Annotated in this window: 11 protein-coding genes and 2 pseudogenes; 5 read left to right on the top strand and 8 right to left on the bottom strand. The window is 38.2% G+C overall.

Annotation, left to right across the window (positions count from 1 at the left end):
* Positions 1–8 precede the first annotated feature (8 nt).
* Positions 9–1,127 carry a GGDEF domain-containing protein gene (locus FC89_RS09085; RefSeq protein WP_057872232.1) on the bottom strand — a complete coding sequence of 373 codons (1,119 nt, stop codon included), beginning with the start codon at positions 1,125–1,127 and terminating at the stop codon, positions 9–11.
* A 770-nt stretch (positions 1,128–1,897) separates the two neighbouring features.
* Between FC89_RS09085 and FC89_RS09080 the strand changes: the two are divergent.
* Positions 1,898–2,773, top strand: a pseudogene (locus FC89_RS09080) (NAD(P)-dependent oxidoreductase); the annotation flags it as partial.
* A 72-nt stretch (positions 2,774–2,845) separates the two neighbouring features.
* On the opposite strand, the gene FC89_RS09075 reads toward FC89_RS09080, so the two are convergent.
* Together FC89_RS09075 and FC89_RS09070 are read right to left on the bottom strand one after the other, a co-directional pair.
* Complete coding sequence (locus tag FC89_RS09075; RefSeq protein ID WP_057872230.1) at positions 2,846–4,054, bottom strand: NAD(P)/FAD-dependent oxidoreductase; 1,209 nt, start codon at positions 4,052–4,054, stop codon at positions 2,846–2,848.
* Between the two features lie 24 nt (positions 4,055–4,078).
* The gene (locus FC89_RS09070) at positions 4,079–4,984 is read right to left on the bottom strand and encodes a prenyltransferase (RefSeq protein ID WP_057872229.1); all 906 of its coding nucleotides are present in this window, start codon (positions 4,982–4,984) and stop codon (positions 4,079–4,081) included.
* 115 nt (positions 4,985–5,099) lie between these two features.
* On the opposite strand from FC89_RS09070, the gene FC89_RS09065 reads away from it, so the two are divergent.
* Complete coding sequence (locus FC89_RS09065; RefSeq protein WP_057872228.1) at positions 5,100–6,077, top strand: polyprenyl synthetase family protein; 978 nt, start codon at positions 5,100–5,102, stop codon at positions 6,075–6,077.
* Positions 6,078–6,214: 137 nt separating this feature from the next.
* On the opposite strand, the gene cydC is transcribed toward FC89_RS09065, so the two are convergent.
* The 5 genes and pseudogenes from cydC to FC89_RS09040 all read right to left on the bottom strand — a co-directional run bounded on the left by cydC (position 6,215) and on the right by FC89_RS09040 (position 14,693).
* Positions 6,215–7,969, bottom strand: coding sequence for a thiol reductant ABC exporter subunit CydC (gene cydC / locus FC89_RS09060; RefSeq protein WP_057872227.1), 1,755 nt, complete (start codon positions 7,967–7,969; stop codon positions 6,215–6,217).
* The gene (gene cydD, locus FC89_RS09055) at positions 7,970–9,685 is read right to left on the bottom strand and encodes a thiol reductant ABC exporter subunit CydD (RefSeq protein ID WP_057872226.1); all 1,716 of its coding nucleotides are present in this window, start codon (positions 9,683–9,685) and stop codon (positions 7,970–7,972) included. It abuts the gene before it with no gap.
* A gap of 2 nt (positions 9,686–9,687) precedes the next feature.
* Positions 9,688–10,707 (bottom strand): cytochrome d ubiquinol oxidase subunit II, encoded by a 1,020-nt coding sequence (cydB, locus tag FC89_RS09050; RefSeq protein WP_057872225.1) that lies wholly within the window; start codon positions 10,705–10,707, stop codon positions 9,688–9,690.
* The gene (locus FC89_RS09045) at positions 10,704–12,128 is read right to left on the bottom strand and encodes a cytochrome ubiquinol oxidase subunit I (protein WP_057872224.1); all 1,425 of its coding nucleotides are present in this window, start codon (positions 12,126–12,128) and stop codon (positions 10,704–10,706) included. Before FC89_RS09045 ends, cydB begins: the two co-directional genes overlap by 4 nt.
* A 558-nt stretch (positions 12,129–12,686) precedes the next feature.
* Positions 12,687–14,693 (bottom strand): annotated as a pseudogene (locus FC89_RS09040) (PTS sugar transporter subunit IIABC).
* Positions 14,694–14,861: 168 nt separating this feature from the next.
* Between FC89_RS09040 and treR the strand changes: the two are divergent.
* From treR to FC89_RS09025, 3 genes are all read left to right on the top strand, one after another.
* Positions 14,862–15,623, top strand: coding sequence for a trehalose operon repressor (treR, locus tag FC89_RS09035; protein WP_057872223.1), 762 nt, complete (start codon positions 14,862–14,864; stop codon positions 15,621–15,623).
* Complete coding sequence (gene treC / locus FC89_RS09030) at positions 15,613–17,286, top strand: alpha,alpha-phosphotrehalase (RefSeq protein ID WP_235804407.1); 1,674 nt, start codon at positions 15,613–15,615, stop codon at positions 17,284–17,286. Before treR ends, treC begins: the two co-directional genes overlap by 11 nt.
* 66 nt (positions 17,287–17,352) lie before the next feature.
* A complete protein-coding gene (locus tag FC89_RS09025; protein ID WP_057872222.1) occupies positions 17,353–18,720 on the top strand; it encodes an aldehyde dehydrogenase family protein in 1,368 nt (455 codons plus the stop codon).
* Positions 18,721–18,795 lie beyond the last annotated feature (75 nt).

Here is an 18,795-nt window from a genome sequence, read left to right as displayed (position 1 = left end):
GGATTACTTTAACTATCAGCCTGATCTGGACAAACAATTTGCGCCCGTCCATTACTTTTAGCCAGATAAACTGCTGCATCAGCTTTCCTGATTGCTTCATGAATATTAGTTTCTTGATCAGTGCTGGCTACCCCACCTGAAAAGGAGATCGCGACTTGCTGTCCGTCGGTCGTTAAGTAATTTTCATCAGTTAATGATCTTTCAAATTTCCAAATCAGTTTATAAGCCGTTTCTTCTGGAACATTTTTAAAAACAAGGCAAAATTCTTCACCTCCAAATCGAAAAACACTGGCTTGAGTTGCTAATTTATCGCCAAAAAAGTTGTTAAGTTTAATTGAGAATTTTTTCAACAAACGATTTCCTTCTAGGTGACCGAATTTATCATTGACCCGTTTAAAATTATCTAAATCAATCATTATAATCGTATAAACCGAACTCTTATCAGCAACGATCTGCGTTACATAATTCGAAAATGTCCGATAATTCAATAAAGTTGTTAATTCATCATGACTTGCTTCATACTTTAATTTTTGTATCTCAGCCTCTCTTTTTTGCATGGCTTTCACATAAGCATAAACAAATAGCGTAATTAGTATTGATCCAACTAACAGCGGCAAAAAAGTGTTAGCCAATTGTTTAGTAGAAATCAAATTTCGACTGTATTCACTTCCAATTGGTATAATAATATTAATAAAAATCATTGCAATTACGTATTTTGTAAATAGTTTAAGTCTAGGCAGCAATTGAATTAATTCACAAAACAACAATACTCCGATAAATCCTAGTAAAATGGTTCCAAACAATTTAACTGAGAACATTCTATTGGCAATTAATGCAACCAACATTGCGATCACTGCTAATCCAAAAACAAAATAACCGCGTTTTCTCCCATCAACAAAAAAAATCGTAATCGGAACAGCATATTGAAAATAAACAAAGTACAAGCTATTCAAAGAATAGATCGTCATAACAAACGCAAAAACTAAAAAACAAACTGTTAAAATCCCATATTTTAAAAATTTGCTGCCAATCTTATCTCCATACAGTCTAAAGAAATTAAATTCGAAAAATAAAAAACAAGTATCCATAATCGGCATTATAAAACTTAAAGCAACTATCTCGTTCATTTTTTTCTCCTAGATAGCTTAAAGCTCATTTCTGCCTGCAGAAAAAGCTTTATACAAGGCCAAGCAAATATGTTCACTATAAATAACAATCAAGCCAAGGTAACAAGTAATGTAGCTATTGCAACTAAATATTTTCCATTAAATTAAACAACGATCAGATAAAAGTTGCTTATTTTGTTAATTTAACTCTAATTAGGAACACCAACTTAATTCGCTGAGTTTTTTAAAAATCATCCAAAAAATATATCGTGTTATATTTTTTGCAAAATTAAGTTATGACTTTTTTTAAATCATTTTTAAATTATAATCTTATCCCGCCTAAAACTCAATCAATAATCACTGACTATAAAGAAGCTGGTTACTATATTTTTGAATATTTATAAAATAATAAACCAACGTATTATTAAAAACTTGATTAACAAACTGCAGTAATAATTTGATGATTTTCATTTATTTCTATTGAATTAAATTAAAATCTATTCGTTTAATCAGCTTGATTACCGTTATAGATCACAATATATAATTTTATAAATGTGCATTTTATGACGCACTATATAATTTATTATTATTAATTAGGCTTAAAAAAATGCAAAAAAAATGGTATCTGCCTTCCACGCAGATACCTCGCCGTATAATAGAAACTTAAGTTTAACATGTACCTAAAAGTTTGTCAATAATCTCAGCAATTAGGCTGGCAGCCAATAAATTTTACAATACCGGTTACTATTAGTATGATAAATATGAGTTGATTTAATCACGTATTCGGAAAGGAAGGATCAACTTTGAAAATTGGATTCATTGGAACAGGAGTCATGGGATCTGCCATTGCCAGTCATTTAATCAGTGCTGGTAACCAGCTAGCGGTTTATAATCGAACCAAAAGCAAAACCGACAGCTTAGTAAAACAAGGAGCCATTTGGTATGACTCTCCAGCTGAAGTAGCAGCTGTCAGTGAATTAGTTTTTACAATGGTCGGCTTCCCTAGCGATGTTGAAGCTGTCTACTTCGGTGAAAAAGGAATTTTCAAACAGCTCAAACCTGATTCGATCGTTGTTGATATGACCACCAGCAAACCGTCATTAGCTGTTAAAATCAGCAAATATGCAGCTGAGCATCATTTTCACGCACTCGATGCACCTGTTTCCGGTGGTGATATTGGTGCCAAGAATGCCAGTCTAACTATTATGGTTGGCGGTGAAGAAAAAATCTACCAGCAATTAGTACCGATCTTCAAAATTATTGGCAAAACAACAACTTATTTTGGATCAGCTGGGGCCGGACAACATGCTAAAATGGCTAATCAAATTATGATTGCCGGAACAATGACCGGTTTAACTGAAATGTTATTATATACTCAAAAAGCCGGTTTAGATGAACAAAAAGTTTTAGCTGCCTTATCTGGAGGCGGAGCTGATAATTGGAGCATGGAAAATTATGTACCACGCATCTTGCGCAATGATTATACTCCTGGCTTCTTTGCTCGTCATTTTTTGAAAGATTTACGAATCGCTCTTGCTGAAGCTGACAAAATGGGATTGGACTTACGCGCAACAGAAAATGCCAAACGATTATATGAAATTATGGTTGATGTTAAAGGCTTAGGCAATCAAGGAACCCAAGGATTAATTAACATCTATGATAAGTGAATATTTGCTCCACCAGATCAATTTAAAAAAGCTTTGAATGGGGAATGTCCCATCCAAAGCTTTTTTATGTTCCTAATGATATAAATCAAATCGACCTTTAGCAAATACTTCTTTCAAACCACCTGTAGCCAACAATGCTTTGTCCATAATTGCTTTTTTAACAAAAGATGCTGGGTAGCCTTTAATTTCTTTGGTGCCAACCATTCCGAATGCATGCGTATTGCCGATCGAAGCCACTGAACCTTGTGATTGAAAAGTGAATTTTTCACCCTTAGAACCATTCAGTTGAGCCAAAAGGTTTTTAGCTGCATGATTTCCCATTTTTAAAGCAATTTGGGCTGTCGTCGGATAAGGACGTTGGTTTTCATCATTCATTACGGCTGAAACATCACCAATAATATAAACATTTGGATAATCTGGATCAGTCAAATCAGGAGCAACCATAACCCGACCGCGACGTTGTTTGAATTTAGAAGTTTCCATTACTTCGCTGCCACTGACACCTGTTGTCCAAATAATGGTTTTAGCTGTCAATTCCTTAGTCGCACCCGTTTCTTTATCATCCTGATAAACTACGGTGTCTGGTTTGATTTCCTTGATCGGTTTACCCGTCAAGAAATTGATGCCCCAGTCTTTCAAGTAGGAGATACCATAATCTGCTAATTTTTCACTAAACATTGGCAATAATCGCGTTACCGCCTCAACACAGTAATATTTCAATTCTTCTGGTTGCACACCGGCAATTGCTGCCAAATGATGACGTGCGTCAGCTAACGCACCCAACAATTCGATTCCGGTAAAGCCTGCTCCACAAACTACAATCTTTAAATCATCTGGATTCTTAGTCTGCTGATAATCACGCAATTGTGCAACAATATGCTGATAAACTTTTTCAGCTGTTTCGACATCAACCATTTGCAAAGCATATTCTTCCACCCCAGGAATTCCAAATGATTCGGAACGAAAACCTAAGGCAACTACCAAGTAATCATAATGCAGGGTCTTCCCACCTACTAATGTTACCTCACGCTGTTCTCGATCAATTTTATCAACTGTTGCTTGAACAAAGGTCGTTATCGCTGGATTGACCACATCACTGATTTCATAAATGATTTTTTCTTTCGGTTGCGTTCCAGCAGCCACCTCATGCAAATCTGTAGCTTCATAATGATAACTATTTCGGTCGATCAATGTAATATGAAAGTCGCCTTTTTCTGCTTGTAATCGGTGCAACGCTCTTAGACCAGCGTATCCAGCACCTAAAATTACGATTTCCTTCATTTTTCAACATCTCCTCTATAAATTTTAAACAAATGGCATGTAAATTAAAAATGAAATTGCCTGGCTAGCAGCACCAATCGCTAGAATTTTAATGGCACAGCTGAAAGTTTCCTTTTTGACTTGTTTTTGCCAGAAAAGGCGAACTTGTTTAATAATAACCGGTAAAGCCAATAAAGATAATAAAACCGTCCATGGAGCAATCCCAACGAATACTGCTGCGATCAAACCAATAATTGCTGCCACATTCATTATACCAAAAAAATGTAGTGCACGTTCTTTTTTAAGGTAATGAACTAAAGTATACCGATGATTACTTTCATCTTCAGCCAAATCACAAATATTATTAGCCAGCATTAAATTCGAAATCCACAAAGTATCTGGCAATGAAATTAATAATACTTTACCTAGACTTATCCAGTTCCACGTGAAAATTTGATAAGTATTAATATAAACACAAATCAACGTGATCATAAAGCCCATTACCGGTCCAGAAAACAATTCTCCTAATGGTAAACTTGATAAAGGCTTAGGTCCGGATGAATAAAAGATTCCAACAAAATAACAAATAAATCCCATCAGCAGCAATGGCCAACCGACAACAACCGAGATCCCCAAACCAATAAGTGCCGACACAGCGATCATGCTGCACATTAACCAGAACACCAATCGAATCGATAAGTGTTCACGGCCGATTATGTTGGTTTTTTGTTGATAATTATCAGTATCAATTGCATGATGATAATCATTATAATTATCCATGATATCAACCGACATATTAAAGATGAACATAGCGATAAAAAATAATATCAGTAACCCCGGATGAATTGAACGATAATTATACCAGCTATAACAAGCTCCAAGGACAAAAGGCAGGATACTTGCTGTTTTAGCTTTTATTTCAACCAACTCTAAAAAAACACGCAGCGACATTCAATGTTCCTCCAATTCTTATTTTCTCCCGCTTTACTGAAAAATGTGGTTTAATATTACTTAGAAGTAATATCTTGCACAAAATCAATTGCAAGTACAGGAAAGGATTTAATCAATGTTAGACTTATGGAAGCGTTACCCGCAGGTCGATAAACAACTCAACGATGTCAACTCTTTAATCAAAAAATTAATGGTTTCAGATAATTCTGCAATCCAGTCTTTACTGGATGACTGTGCTCGCCAGCAAGGAAAAATGCTGCGGCCAGGCCTATTTTTACTCTTTTCACAATTAGCCCAAAATTCTACTGCTAAAACTGACAGACTAATCAAAATTGCTGCTTCTTTGGAAATTCTTCATCAGGCAACACTAATTCATGACGATATTATTGATGATTCTCCTTTGCGGCGCGGAACAATTACACTACAAGCCAAATATGGCAAAGACACTGCTGTTTATGCTGGTGATCTGTTATTTACCGTCTTTTTTCAGCTATTAATTGAAACAATGAATGGTACTCATTATCTGAAAATCAATGCTGATACCATGCAGCGCTTGCTACAAGGAGAATTAAGCCAGATGGCCGCTCGCTTTCAGCAACAGCCAGTAGCTGCCTACTTAGACAACATTCGTGGAAAAACAGCGGCTTTATTCCGACTTGCTTGTCTAGAAGGAGCTTATTTTGGTGGCAGTGATCCAACAACAACCAAATTAGCCGGTGAAATCGGTGAAAATATCGGAATGGCATTTCAAATTTTTGATGACATCCTTGATTATTCTTCAAGTACCGGCGTATTAAAAAAACCAGTACTTGAGGATGTCGCTCAAGGTGTCTATACCTTGCCGCTGTTGTTAGCTTACCAGACAGCTCCGACCGAGTTTAAAGAATTGCTTGCTAAGAAACAGCAAATTACCAAAGGTGAAGTGCGACAAATTGCTCATTTAGTCAAAAAGCACCACGGAACTGAACAGGCTAAGCTATTGGCTAAAGACTATACACAAAAAGCTACTGCTAAAATAGCTCAACTGCCAGTTACTCCGGTTAGTCAAAAAATTGCCCAATTAGCTCAAAAATTATTACAACGAACTTTTTAAATATTAAAACTATTTAGGAGAACTTTGGTGAAATCAGAGTTTTTTTATTACGCTAATTTTAGCAAGCACTCCTCTGGTACTACTAATATTCTAAATCTTATAATAAAAAATTTCTAATATTTGAAATTTAACTCAATTTATTTATGCGGCCAAATTCCGCGATCCACTGCCAATAACTGCTGATAATGCTGATTATGAGCAGCCAATTTTTCTGGTGATCCACTCAATTGCAATTGACCGTCTTCAATAAAAATAATTTGATCCATTAAAGACAAACCTTGCAGATGATGGGTAATCCAAATTAAAGTCTTATCATGCAATTGTTGGTTAAAGGTTTCAATTAAAGCCTGTTCAGTAATCGGATCCAGACTAACAGTTGGTTCATCCAAGATAACAATTGGTACTTGTTGCAACAAAATTCGTGCCAATGCTAACCGATGACGTTCACCACCGGAGAAACGCAAACCAGCCTCATCAACTTCTGTTTCTAATTGCTGGGGTAAACTGCTAACCAATTCCTTTAGACCGACTCGTTCAATAACATCCCATAACTGCTGATCAGTTGCATTTTCATCCGCCAAACGCAAATTATTGCTTAAAGTCGTATGAAAAAGATACGGCGCTTGATGCAGCACACCGATATACCGGCTGATTTGATCTGCTAATTTCCAAGTAGGCTGGCCGTTAAGCGTGACACTGCCACCTGTCGGCTTCAGATCACCTCGCAATAAATGCGCCAATGTCGTTTTACCAGAACCGCTGCGGCCAAGAATTGCGAGCTTTTCCCCCGGTTTAATGGTCAGATTCAGCTGCTGAAGCGCAGGAGTTGCAGCTTGCGGATAAGTAAAATGCAACCGCTCAATTTTTAAAGTATACGGTCCCTGCAAAACCTGGTTTGTTTCACCAGCAGTTGCGGCCGCAATGGCTGGCAGTTGATTTAACCGTTTTAATGAATCTTGGTAGATGTTAGTTTCTTCAGCTGCTTGGCTTAATGGTGCAAACGCATCAACTAAAGGAAAGAGTGACAACACAAAGGCTGCGATCCAATTGGCAGCCCCACCATGACTCCCCGGAAAACGAAAACTACTCCAAACCAGCAACATGATGGCAATGATTCCGAAAACAACTTGTACCATGAAGTCTCGTCGACGATCAAATTGCTGCAACTGCGATTTAACTTCAGCTAATCGCTGTTCATGCTGTTGATGGGTCGTCAGATAATCAGTTGTTCGCTGGCTGAAGATCCAATCCGAAACCCCTAAAATATTATCAGTCAACTCAGTGTATAACTGTGTCCGCAATTGTTTCCGTTGCTCTTGCCGGGCGGCAGTTGCCAATAAAGACCACAATGGAAAAGCAAAAATAATAATTCCAAAAAATAGCAGCATCACTAATCCAAACCACCAAGAAAACCAGCCCAGAGCAAGAATAATAAATACATATATTAACCATGCAATAACAGTTGGGAAAACCGTTCGCAGATATAAGTTTTGTAAATGCGCAATATCATCTGACAGCAATCCTAATACATCACCTGTTTGATGCTGATTTTTAAAAAAGACAGCATCTTGTTCCAGCGTTTGATACAACTTCAAACGTAACCGCGAGGTCAAACGCAGAACCCAGTTATGACTGGTTAAACGTTCTAAGTAACGAAAAACCGGTCGGCCAATACCAAAAGCCCGCGTTAAAACGATCGGAACATAAACCAATAGGATATTTTCCGGCAAAGCTGCTGAACGACTGATCAAGTAGCCCGAATTAAACATCAACGCTGAAGCACAAAAAAAGGTGGCAAAACCTAGAATCAACGCTAAAATTAATGACCGCCGATATTTTTTTAAAAAGGGACGAACCCAACTATCTTGTTTAAAAAGCTTAAATAACTGCATTCAGACACTCCTTAATGACCGACTCAATTGTGAAAATGCACCTTGGTTTTGTTGTAATTGAGCTAAAGTACCCTGTTCAACAACTTGACCATGGTCCAAGACGACAATTTGGTCCATTTCTTGCATCCAGTGCAATCGGTGGGTAGCAAAAAATACCAAATGATTTTCCATTAATGGCAGCATTCGCTCTTTTAATTCAACTTCTGTTTCAATATCTAAATGAGCTGTCGGTTCATCAAACAATAGAATCCGCCGCTGCTGATCCAAGAAAGCTCGAGCTAATGCAATTCTCTGCGCTTGCCCACCACTCAAGCCACGGGCGCCCTCACCGATCTGGGTTTCAAGTCCTTGTGGTAATTCACTTGCCAAGCGTTCTAAACCAACAACCTTGACTGCTTCTTCAACTGCCGCTGCTGATGCTTGCGGTTGATAAAAAGTAATATTTTCGCGTAAAGTTGCGCGAAAGATATACGGATTTTGCGGAATATAAATTAATTGCCGCTGCCAAGCCGGTTGATTAAATGATGCCACCGTCTGATCAGCAATTTTAATTTGCGCTTGATCCGGATTCAAAAATCCACCCAATAGATTAATCAAGGTTGATTTACCTGAACCGCTTAACCCAATAATTCCAATTTTTTGAAAACCAGTTGCGGTCAAAGCCAGCTGCTTTAAAGTCGGTTTTTGTTTGGAGTAGGCAAAGTCAAGCTGCTTAATGGTTAAGTGACTATCAGCTTGCCATGTTGGCAATTCAACTACTTTGACTGGCGGTTTTTCAACTGCCAAGATCCGTTCGATAGCAGTCAAAGCATTTTTCCCATTTAAGGTTGCATGGTAATCATTTGAAAAATCGCGAATCGGCAAAAAATATTCCGGACTTAAAATTAAAATTGTTAGTGCTGGGAATAATAAAATTGCCCCATTAATTAATCTGATCCCCAAAATCACCGCAACAACAGCAATCGATAAAGTTGTAAAAAAATCTAAAGCAAATGTTGATAAGATGGCAACCCGCAGCGTACTCATTGTTGCTTTGCGAAATCGTTCGCTAGTTTTAAAAATACTCCGAGCATAACGCCGACTAAGCCCCAAATAACGCAGCGTGTCAATTCCGCGCAAAGAATCAACAAAATGGTTCGACAGCAGTTGATACGTATGATATTGATGATCAGCTTTAGCTTGAGCTGCATAACCCAAGACTATCATAAAAACAATGATCAACGGGTAAATTACCAGCAAGAATGCTCCCGATTTCCAATCAAACAACCAAATTGCGGCTAACAATACCCACGGAACAACTGTCATCGTTGCCACCTTAGCTAAAATCAACTGCAAATAGTTTTCAACTTGATCAATACCTTCTAAAGCCATTGTAGTTACATTTCCGGTCCCCTGATCTTGAACGATCTGCGGGCCCTGCTCAAAAACCTTAGCGAGCAATTTTTGGCGTAATCGTTGTGCTTGCTGTTGCGCATAATGATCTAAAATCCTCGTACGTACTAACAAACAAAAATGCCGCAATAAATAACAGCCGACAAACGCTAAAATCCAACTCCACTGTTCTGCTAGCGGTCGGCCTTCCCATAAATCAGTAATTGCTTTGGCTAAAAAACAAGCCTGCCCCAAAATCGAAGCGGCTTGCACGAATGCCAATCCAAACAGGATCGTTAATATACGCCGAATGCCAGGAAAAGACATTAGTTTTTTATCAATCATACTTAATACCCAGTCTCTGATTCAGGACGATGACTAATCCGTTTGTGGAAAATATAGTACGTCCAACCAATATAAGCTAAAACAAACGGCAAGAAAACACAAACTACAATTGTCATAACTTTTAGTGTATATGGGCTTGAAGAAGCTGTTGAAATCAGCAAATCATACTTAGAACTTAAAGAACTGATCATTACTCGTGGAAATAGTCCATTGAACAATAATCCAACTAAGGCAATAAAGGTCAAACCACTAGCTAAAAAAGCTGCCATTTCTTTTCCTTTTGTTACTGCCACATGAGCAGCCACTGTTAACAATACGATCAAAACAACCCAAATCAAAGTTGCGGCAAAATGCAGTTTGAAGAAATCAGTTTGCAAATACAATAAAATTGCAAAAACTACCAATCCGGCATACAAAACCCAGTAAAGTTTTTTAGCCTGCATTTTCGCCCGTTCGCGAACCGGACCAGTTGTTTTTAAGGCAATGTAATTCAAGCCGTGCAAATAACTCATTAAAACAACTGCAACTCCACCAACAATTGAAAATAAATTAATATAATCAGTAAAGGTTGCTGACATATTTCCTTTAGCATCCAATGGCATTCCTTGGATCATACTGATAAACATAACGCCAAAGAAAAACGGAACCAAAAAACTGCCAAGAACCAAAGTTGCTCCCCAAAGGCCCTGTTTATTTTCTGGAGACTTAGCCTTAAATTCAAAAGAAACTCCGCGAATAATCAACCCAACTAAAATAATAAACAAAATTAAATAGTAACCACTAAAAAGTGCTGAGTACCAGAATGGGAAAGAAGCAAACATCGCTCCACCAGCTGTAATCAACCAGACTTCATTCCCATCCCAAACCGGACCAATTGTTGCGATCAATTGATTTTTTTCTTGATCATTGCGCGCCAGACCCTTGGTGGCCATTCCAACGCCATAATCGAAACCTTCTAAGAAAAAGAATCCCGCAAATAAAACACCAATTAATAAAAACCAGATAAACTGTAGTGGACTCATCGTTCAAACGCCTCCTTATCAAATGGATCAACTTGGTCGGCTCGGTGATCATCAGCTGCAATTTGTTCTTCATAAAATGGTCCTTTTTTCAATTCGGAACGTACCAGCGAAATCATAGTTGCAGCAATAAAGGCAAATAACAAGAAATAAACAATATTAGTTGTCAGCAGCGAGCCGACGGAAACATTTGGTGAAACACTTTGCTTAATTGTAAATAGTCCATAGACTGTCCATGGGTAACGTCCTAACTCAGTTACCAACCAGCCGGCTGTATTAGCCAGAAATGGGGTAAAAGTGCATAATCCCAGAACCCACAGCATCCACTTCTTTTTATACAAAGTCGGTTTCTTTTTCCGTGTGAAAAATAATCCCAACGCTGAAACCAATAACATTAAACCGCCAAATCCGGCCATAATCCGAAAACTCCAAAATAGTGCATTAACCGGCGGATAATAATTATTTTCTTTACCATATTTGTTTTCTAAATGCTTGTTAACTTCATTCATTCCTTCAACCGCACCCGAAGGACGTCCATAAGCCAAAATACTTAACATATCGGGAATATCCAAGCTGAAATCATTTTTATGTTCTTTTTCATTAGACCAATCAATAATAGACCAAGCCGCTGGACTTTTAGTTGTATTATAAACTCCTTCAGTAGCAGCAAACTTCATCGGTTGTTCATTGATTAAATATTTCATCTGCTGATCGCCGGCAAAGATCACCAACACAGCACCAATTAAACTTAACAACAAACCCAATCGTAATGATTTTTTGTAAAACGCGGTTTCCTTTGCTTTTTGGTGCAATAAACGAAAGGCTGACAAACCGGCAATAATGATCCCACCAGTTACAACTGTTCCAGCAATAACATGTCCGAATTCAAACCAAACTTGTGGATTTTTTAAAAGAGCTGAGAAACTAGTCATGACGGCATGACCATTTTTAATGGTATAACCCGTTGGATGCTGCATAAAACTATTAGCTGTTAAAATCCATAGAGCTGAAATCATTGAAGCAAAAGTTACCAGCCAGATTAAAACAACATGGGCTTTAGGGCTAAAGCGATCCCAAGTAAACATCCATAAGCCTAGGAATGTTGATTCCATAAAGAAAGCCAACAATGCCTCAATTGCTAATGGTGCCCCAAAAATATCTCCCATAAATCTTGAATAATCAGACCAGTTCATACCAAACTGAAATTCTTGAATAATACCAGTAACTACTCCAACAGCAAAACTCAATAAGAAAATATTTCCCCAGAATTTAGTCATTCGAAGATATTCTTTCTTTTTGGTAATAACATAGGTCGTTTCCATAATGGCAACAGCAAGAGCGGTTCCAATCGAAAATGGCACAAAGAAAAAATGGAAAACCGTTGTCATTGCAAACTGAAAGCGTGCCAATGAAACGATACTCATTCAGATCTCCTCCTTTATAATTACTTGATTGCGAAAGTGAAAGCTTTCCCAAAATTAAAAAATTTCTATTTTACACTTCAAATATACTCCATCCAGCTGGAAATTCCAACCAAATTCCTGCATAAATCTTGTGAAAAATATAATTTTTGTTAGCTAAAAGCAGTTTTGAAGATTTTTAAAAAAGACTATCTATAAGCTGAAAAGCAAGTCTTTACTAAATTAAATTATCATTCAATAATTTAGTCTTTTCTTTCAGGTTTCAATTCAAAACGAATAAAACGAATTTTTATTCACAAGCGTTCAATAAATGCCTTTATTATTTACTGAATCAAACTATCTGCTGGCGAAAGCTTTTTCAGCCATCAGCCGCAAACTACAAAAACTTCCTTTCCACAATAGTTCAGCTGATAAGCTATTGTTTAGAAAGGAAGTTCTTTGTTAAGGATCTTTTGTTGCTTTTCATAAATAAGATCTGTAATTCAGTTAAAAATGATTATGCTAAAAACGATAATGCAAACTCATCGTCTCGCTAAAACTACTTTTCAGCAACGCCCGAAATTATGCTTTAGCTTTAGCAGGGTTTTGCTTTTTCGCAACTTTTTCTCCTTTAACCATCTGATCGTTGTATCCCCAGAACCAAGTTACCAAGAAACTGACAACGATGGCTGCCAAACTTGATAATAAGAAAGCATAGAAACTATTTAAGTCCCCAGGATTTTTCGGATTAAAGAACGATGAAAAACCAATCAAAGAACCGGTAAAGCCAAACATATTACCTTGCATCAGTCCTGTTATAAAACCACTAACGGCTGAACCAATCAAGCCAGATACAAAAACACGCCGGTAACGCAGGTTGACTCCGTAAATCGCTGGTTCAGTAACTCCACAAAAAGCTGAAATTGCTGCGGCAAAACCTAATTCTTTCAACTGTGACTTGCGTGATTTGATTGCCACTGCCAAGACTGCAGCACCTTGAGAAACCATTGTACCTGAAATAATTGCATTCAGTGCACTTTCTCCACTGCCTGAAATCTGTTGAGCCACCAAAGGAACAACGCCCCAGTGCAACCCAAAAATAACCAAAACTTGGTAAAAAGCACCAATTACCAAACCGCCAAGCCAACCAGAAGCTTGGACTAACCAATTAATAAAGTCAGCAATACCATTAGCAGCTCCTTGAATTACCGGTCCTGTTATCAATAAAGTAATCGCACTGACTACCAAAATTGTTAGCAGCGGATTAAAAATCATTTGCAAATAACTTGGTAAAACTTGTTTTAGCCAGTTGCCAAACTTCTTAGCCAACCAAGCCGCCAAAATCATTGGAAAAATTGAATACGTATAATTTAAAAATTGAAATTGAAAACCACCGATCGAAAACATGGTTTTAAATGCTTTCCCCCAAGTAACAATTTGCGGATAAGTCAAAACTCCACCGATTACCGCGGTAACGATCGGATCACCACCTAAGTAACGAGCTGCGGCAAACCCAACCATAATTGGTAGGAAGAAAAATGCTGAATCAGCCATTGCACTGATCGTCAGGTAAAGTGTGCTTTTAGCATCTAATAATGCCCCTAATTGCGGTAAAGTTAATAATGCCAAGATTCCTTTAATAATACCAGAAGCAGCAATTACACCGATCACCGGTGTCATCGATCCAGTAATTACGCCGATCAATTTATTAATTCCACTAACAAATCGGTTTCCGCCTTGTTCAGGTGTCGCCGTCGCTGCCGTTTCACCAGCAGCACCATTATCTAATTTTTTGGCAAATTCTGGGCCCAGCTCCTGTACAACCGCGTCATAAACATTGGTTACTTCATTGCCGATCACAACTTGATACTGTCCAGAAGCTTTAATAACATCGATTACTCCGTCAGTCTGCTTTAATACGGAATCTTTAGCTATACTTTCATCTTTTAAATAAAAACGCAGTCGTGTAATACAATGAATCAGGTTATTAATATTACTTGGACCGCCGACGTCTTTAATGATTGTTTTAGCCAAAGCCGTATAGTCTTTTTTTGCCATAATCGCTCACTCCTTATCTTGTTTGATCTCAGCTGCTAACTCTCCTGCTGCAACTGTTTGTCTGTCAGTTACCTCAACTCCAATTTTGTGATCAACCGCATTCGTAATTACTAAAATTACAGTTGTTTTTAAATGTTGCTGTTTGATCGCCGCAAGATCCATCTCAACCAGCCTTTGCTTCTCTTTGATTTTTTGACCCAGCTTAACTAGCACGTTAAATGGTTTTCCTTGCAAATTAACCGTATCGATCCCCAAATGCAACAACACATCCAGCCCATCAGCCGTCTTAATCCCAATTGCATGCTTTGTTTCAGCAATCATTGAAATTTTCCCCGCGACTGGCGCACTTATCTGACCATCACTGGGTTCAATCCCCAAGCCAGGGCCCATTTTTTCTCCAGCAAAAACCGGATCAGCAACTTGAGCTAATTTGATTATTTGGCCATTAACCGGTGATGATAAGCGGGTCGTTACCGCCACCGCATGTTTCTTTTTTGCAAAACTAAACAAATTAATCACTCCTTCCAACATCAATAAATCGCTTTCATCTATCCAGCCATTATCTTATAACTTGTATATACATCTGTCAATAAAATTGTGTTTTTTCTTTTTAAAACAAGCTATATAATTAATTCTTGTTTGTCTATACATAGATGCTATAATAGATTTAGAAAACGATTACTAAAGGATGTGTGTGGCATGGCTGCGCTTAACAAGCAAAATTTAATTGCTCAAGATATTGCTTCAAAGATCAAGCATAAAATTTATCAAACTAATACCTATTTACCCAGTGAACATCAATTATGTGATTTGTATGGAACATCTCGGGAAACAATCCGCAAAGCTCTCGATCAGCTGAATGAATTGGGATTGATTCAAAAAATCAAAGGTCGCGGCTCATTGGTGCTCGATATTCAACGCTATACTTTCCCAATTTCCGGCATTACTAGTTTTAAAGAATTAAATGCCACTTTAGGTATGCACGCTGTCACCAAGATACTGCATTTAAAGAAGACCACGATCCCGCCATGCGAAATCAGTAAATCAGCTGTTAAAAGCCAGCCAGGATTTTTTGTCGAACGGTTGCGGCTGATTGCCGATACGCCAGCAGTTTTAGACCGCGACTATTTACTGACCCCACCCGTTACCAAATTACCCAAAACGGCCGCAGCTGATTCAATTTATGATTACTTGGAAAATGATTTAGGGTTGAATATTTCTTATGCAACTAAGGAAATCACGGTTGAAAAACCTGATGACACTGTTCGTCAAGCACTTGATTTGCCAAGTGATGGTTTAGTGGTGGCCGTACGCAGTCATAGTTATTTAGCCGATACTACTCTGTTCCAAATTACTGCTTCATTTCATCGACCGGATAAATTCAAATTTATTGATTTTGCCCGCAGGAAACGGGTCCTGTCATCAGATAAACCATTGGGAGGTAATACTAGTGGAAAGTGAACTAGGGAAAAAAATTATTTATCAAATTTATCCGCGGTCTTTTTACGATAGCGATCACGATGGAATCGGGGATTTACGGGGAATCATTGCCAAAGTTCCTTATCTAAAAAAATTGCATATCGATATGATTTGGTTTAATCCTTTTTTTGTGTCACCACAAAAAGATAATGGTTATGATATCGCTGATTATTATCAAATCGATTCTCGCTTCGGTACAATGGCTGATTTTGAAGAATTAGTTGCCGAACTTCACAAAAATAAAATTGATGTCATGCTTGATATGGTCTTCAATCATTGTTCAACTCGGCATCCCTGGTTTCAAAAAGCTTTGGCGGGAGATAAGTATTATCAACGATTTTTCTATCTCCGCTCAGCCAAACCCGATGGAAGTCTACCGACTAATTGGCAATCAAAGTTTGGCGGCCCAGCATGGAGCCGATTCGGTCATACTGATAAATACTATCTGCATTTATATGCCCCAGCACAAGCAGATTTAGACTGGCATAATCCAGCTGTTCGGCAAGAAGCAGCTAAAATCGTTAATTTTTGGCGAAAAAAGGGAGTTAAAGGATTCCGATTCGATGTCTTTAATGTTACCGGAAAAGCTGAGCAACTCGTTGATTCGACTGATCGCAATACTGAAAAGCAGCTGTACACCGACACGCCTGTTGTTCATCGTTATTTAAGAGAATTAAATCACAACAGCTTTGGACAGGACCCAACTATTGTTACCGTGGGCGAAATGTCATCAACCACTGTTGAGAATTCAATCAAATATACTCAGCCAAAAAATCACGAATTATCAATGATTTTCACTTTTCATCATTTAAAGGTTGATTATCGCCAAGGAAATAAATGGGATAGCGTTCCTTTTGATTTCCTACAGCTTAAAAAATTATTATTTGAATGGCAAACAGCACTTGATCAAGCTCAAGGCTGGAATGCTTTATTTTGGAATAATCATGATCAACCTCGGGCCTTAAACCGTTTTGGTGATCCGATTCATTATCGAGAAAAATCAGCCGAAGTTTTAGCGACTGCCATTCAGCTATTACGAGGAACTCCTTTTATTTACCAAGGAGAAGAAATCGGAATGACTGATCCGAATTATCAGCAAATTACTGATTATGAAGACATCGAAACTATCAATGCTTATCATGAGCTGCTGGCTGCCGGTCGGACCCCAACTCAGGCCTTTAACGCTGTCAAACAAAAGTCACGTGATAATAGTCGAACTCCAATGCAATGGACTGATGATAAATTTGCCGGTTTTTCAACCGTAAAGCCATGGTTGTTGCCAACCAATCAAGCGACTATCAATGTTGCTGACGAACTTAAGAACGGAGAAATTTTCACTTATTATCAGCGGTTATTTAAATTACGCAAAACTGAAAAACTTGTCTATCAAGGACACATCAAACCGCTCTGGCAAGATCATCCACAAGTTATGGGATACTTGCGTTATTTGGATCAGCAGCAACTGCTAGTCATCACAAATTTTTATGGTCAAGCGACCACGATTAATTTACCGGCGGCTTTTGCTGCGGCTAAATCCCAAATTTTGCTCAGCAACTATCAACGCCAGCAGCTGCCTACTAATAAGCTAACGCTGGCACCATTTGAGGCGCTAGTATTAAAATTAAATTCTTCCTCATTTTTTTAGTTTATTTTAATGTTAGATGACTTATAATAGTCATATATCCAAGGCAAGCGAAAGGGGAAGATTTTAATGTCTTATCGTGCTGTAAATCCGTATGATGGGAAAGTGATTAAAGAATTTACACCAAGTACTGATGCTGAGGTGGAACAAGCTTTATCTGCCGCAGAAACTTTTTATCAACAGGCCAAGAAACAATCATTTGAACAACGGGCGGCTCAACTTGCAAAACTTGCGGCTGAGTTTACTAAAAATTGCGATTACTATGCTCGTTTTATTACAACCAACATGGGAAAATTGATTGCCGATGCTCGAGCTGAAGTTAACAAAACAGCCGCATTTGCCCAATACTATGTTGATTACGGGGCGGCTGCATTAGAAAATCAAGATTATTCAGTGATCGCCAAACAACCGGCACATCTTGAATTCAGTTCAATCGGTGCCATTGTTGCTGTTGAACCGTGGAATTTTCCTTACACTCAGGTGATGCGGGTTTTTGCTCCCAACTTTATTCTAGGTAATCCGGTTATTTTAAAACATGCCAGCATTGTACCCGAATGTGCTCAAGCGTTTGAAACAGCCTGCCAAGCTGCTGATATACCAACCGGTGCATTCAAAAATCTTTTTGCTTCTTATGATCAAGTCAATACTATGATCAGTGATCCGCGCGTTCAGGGTGTCGCTTTAACCGGTTCAGAAAAAGCTGGTGCAAAAATTGCCGCTGCAGCCGGTCAAAATATTAAAAAATCAACTATGGAACTTGGTGGAACTGATGTCTGTGTTGTTTTGGATGATGCTGATTTAGCTAAAGCAGTTGTCGGAGCCGCAAAGGGCCGCCTAAATAATTCAGGACAAGTCTGCACTGCAGCTAAACGCTACCTTGTTCAAGATGGTATTTATGATAAGTTTTTGGCGGCGCTTAAACAAGAATTCGCCAAATATCAACCCGGTGATCCATTAGATGAAAAAACAACTCTTGCTCCTTTATCTTCAAAATCAGCGCAAGAACATCTTCAAAAACAAGTAAAAGATGTTTTAGCTGGTGGTGCTGAGGTACTGTGGGGAAACCCCGAACCAATCAGCGGACCGGGAGCGTTCTTTAACCCACTGATTATCACTGGCATGCAATTTGATAATCCAATGTACGATCAGGAACTATTTGGCCCAGTTGCCCAGATTTACCGCGTTACTGACGAAGCTGATATCTTAAAAATCGCTAACCACTCAAATTATGGTCTAGGTGGTGCTATTTATTCCGAAGATTTGACTGCTGCTCGGCAATTAGCGGCTAAAATTGAAACAGGACAAGTAGCAATTAACCAACCTTTGGCTTCAATACCGGAACTTCCCTTTGGTGGAATCAAACACTCCGGCTATGGCCGCGAACTTAGTGATCTTGGAATTCGTGAATTTGCCAATATTAAAACCGTTCTCGGTTAATTTAAATCAATTATATTTTTTAGATTGTCAAACCATTTTTGGTTTGACTTTTTTTATTAAACAAAGCTAATTACT

The organism is Liquorilactobacillus ghanensis DSM 18630 (genome assembly GCF_001435235.1).
Classification (GTDB): Bacteria; Bacillota; Bacilli; order Lactobacillales; family Lactobacillaceae; genus Liquorilactobacillus; species Liquorilactobacillus ghanensis.
The sequence above is the reverse complement of the archived record's forward strand: the minus strand, read 5'-3'. Positions and strand labels throughout refer to the sequence as shown.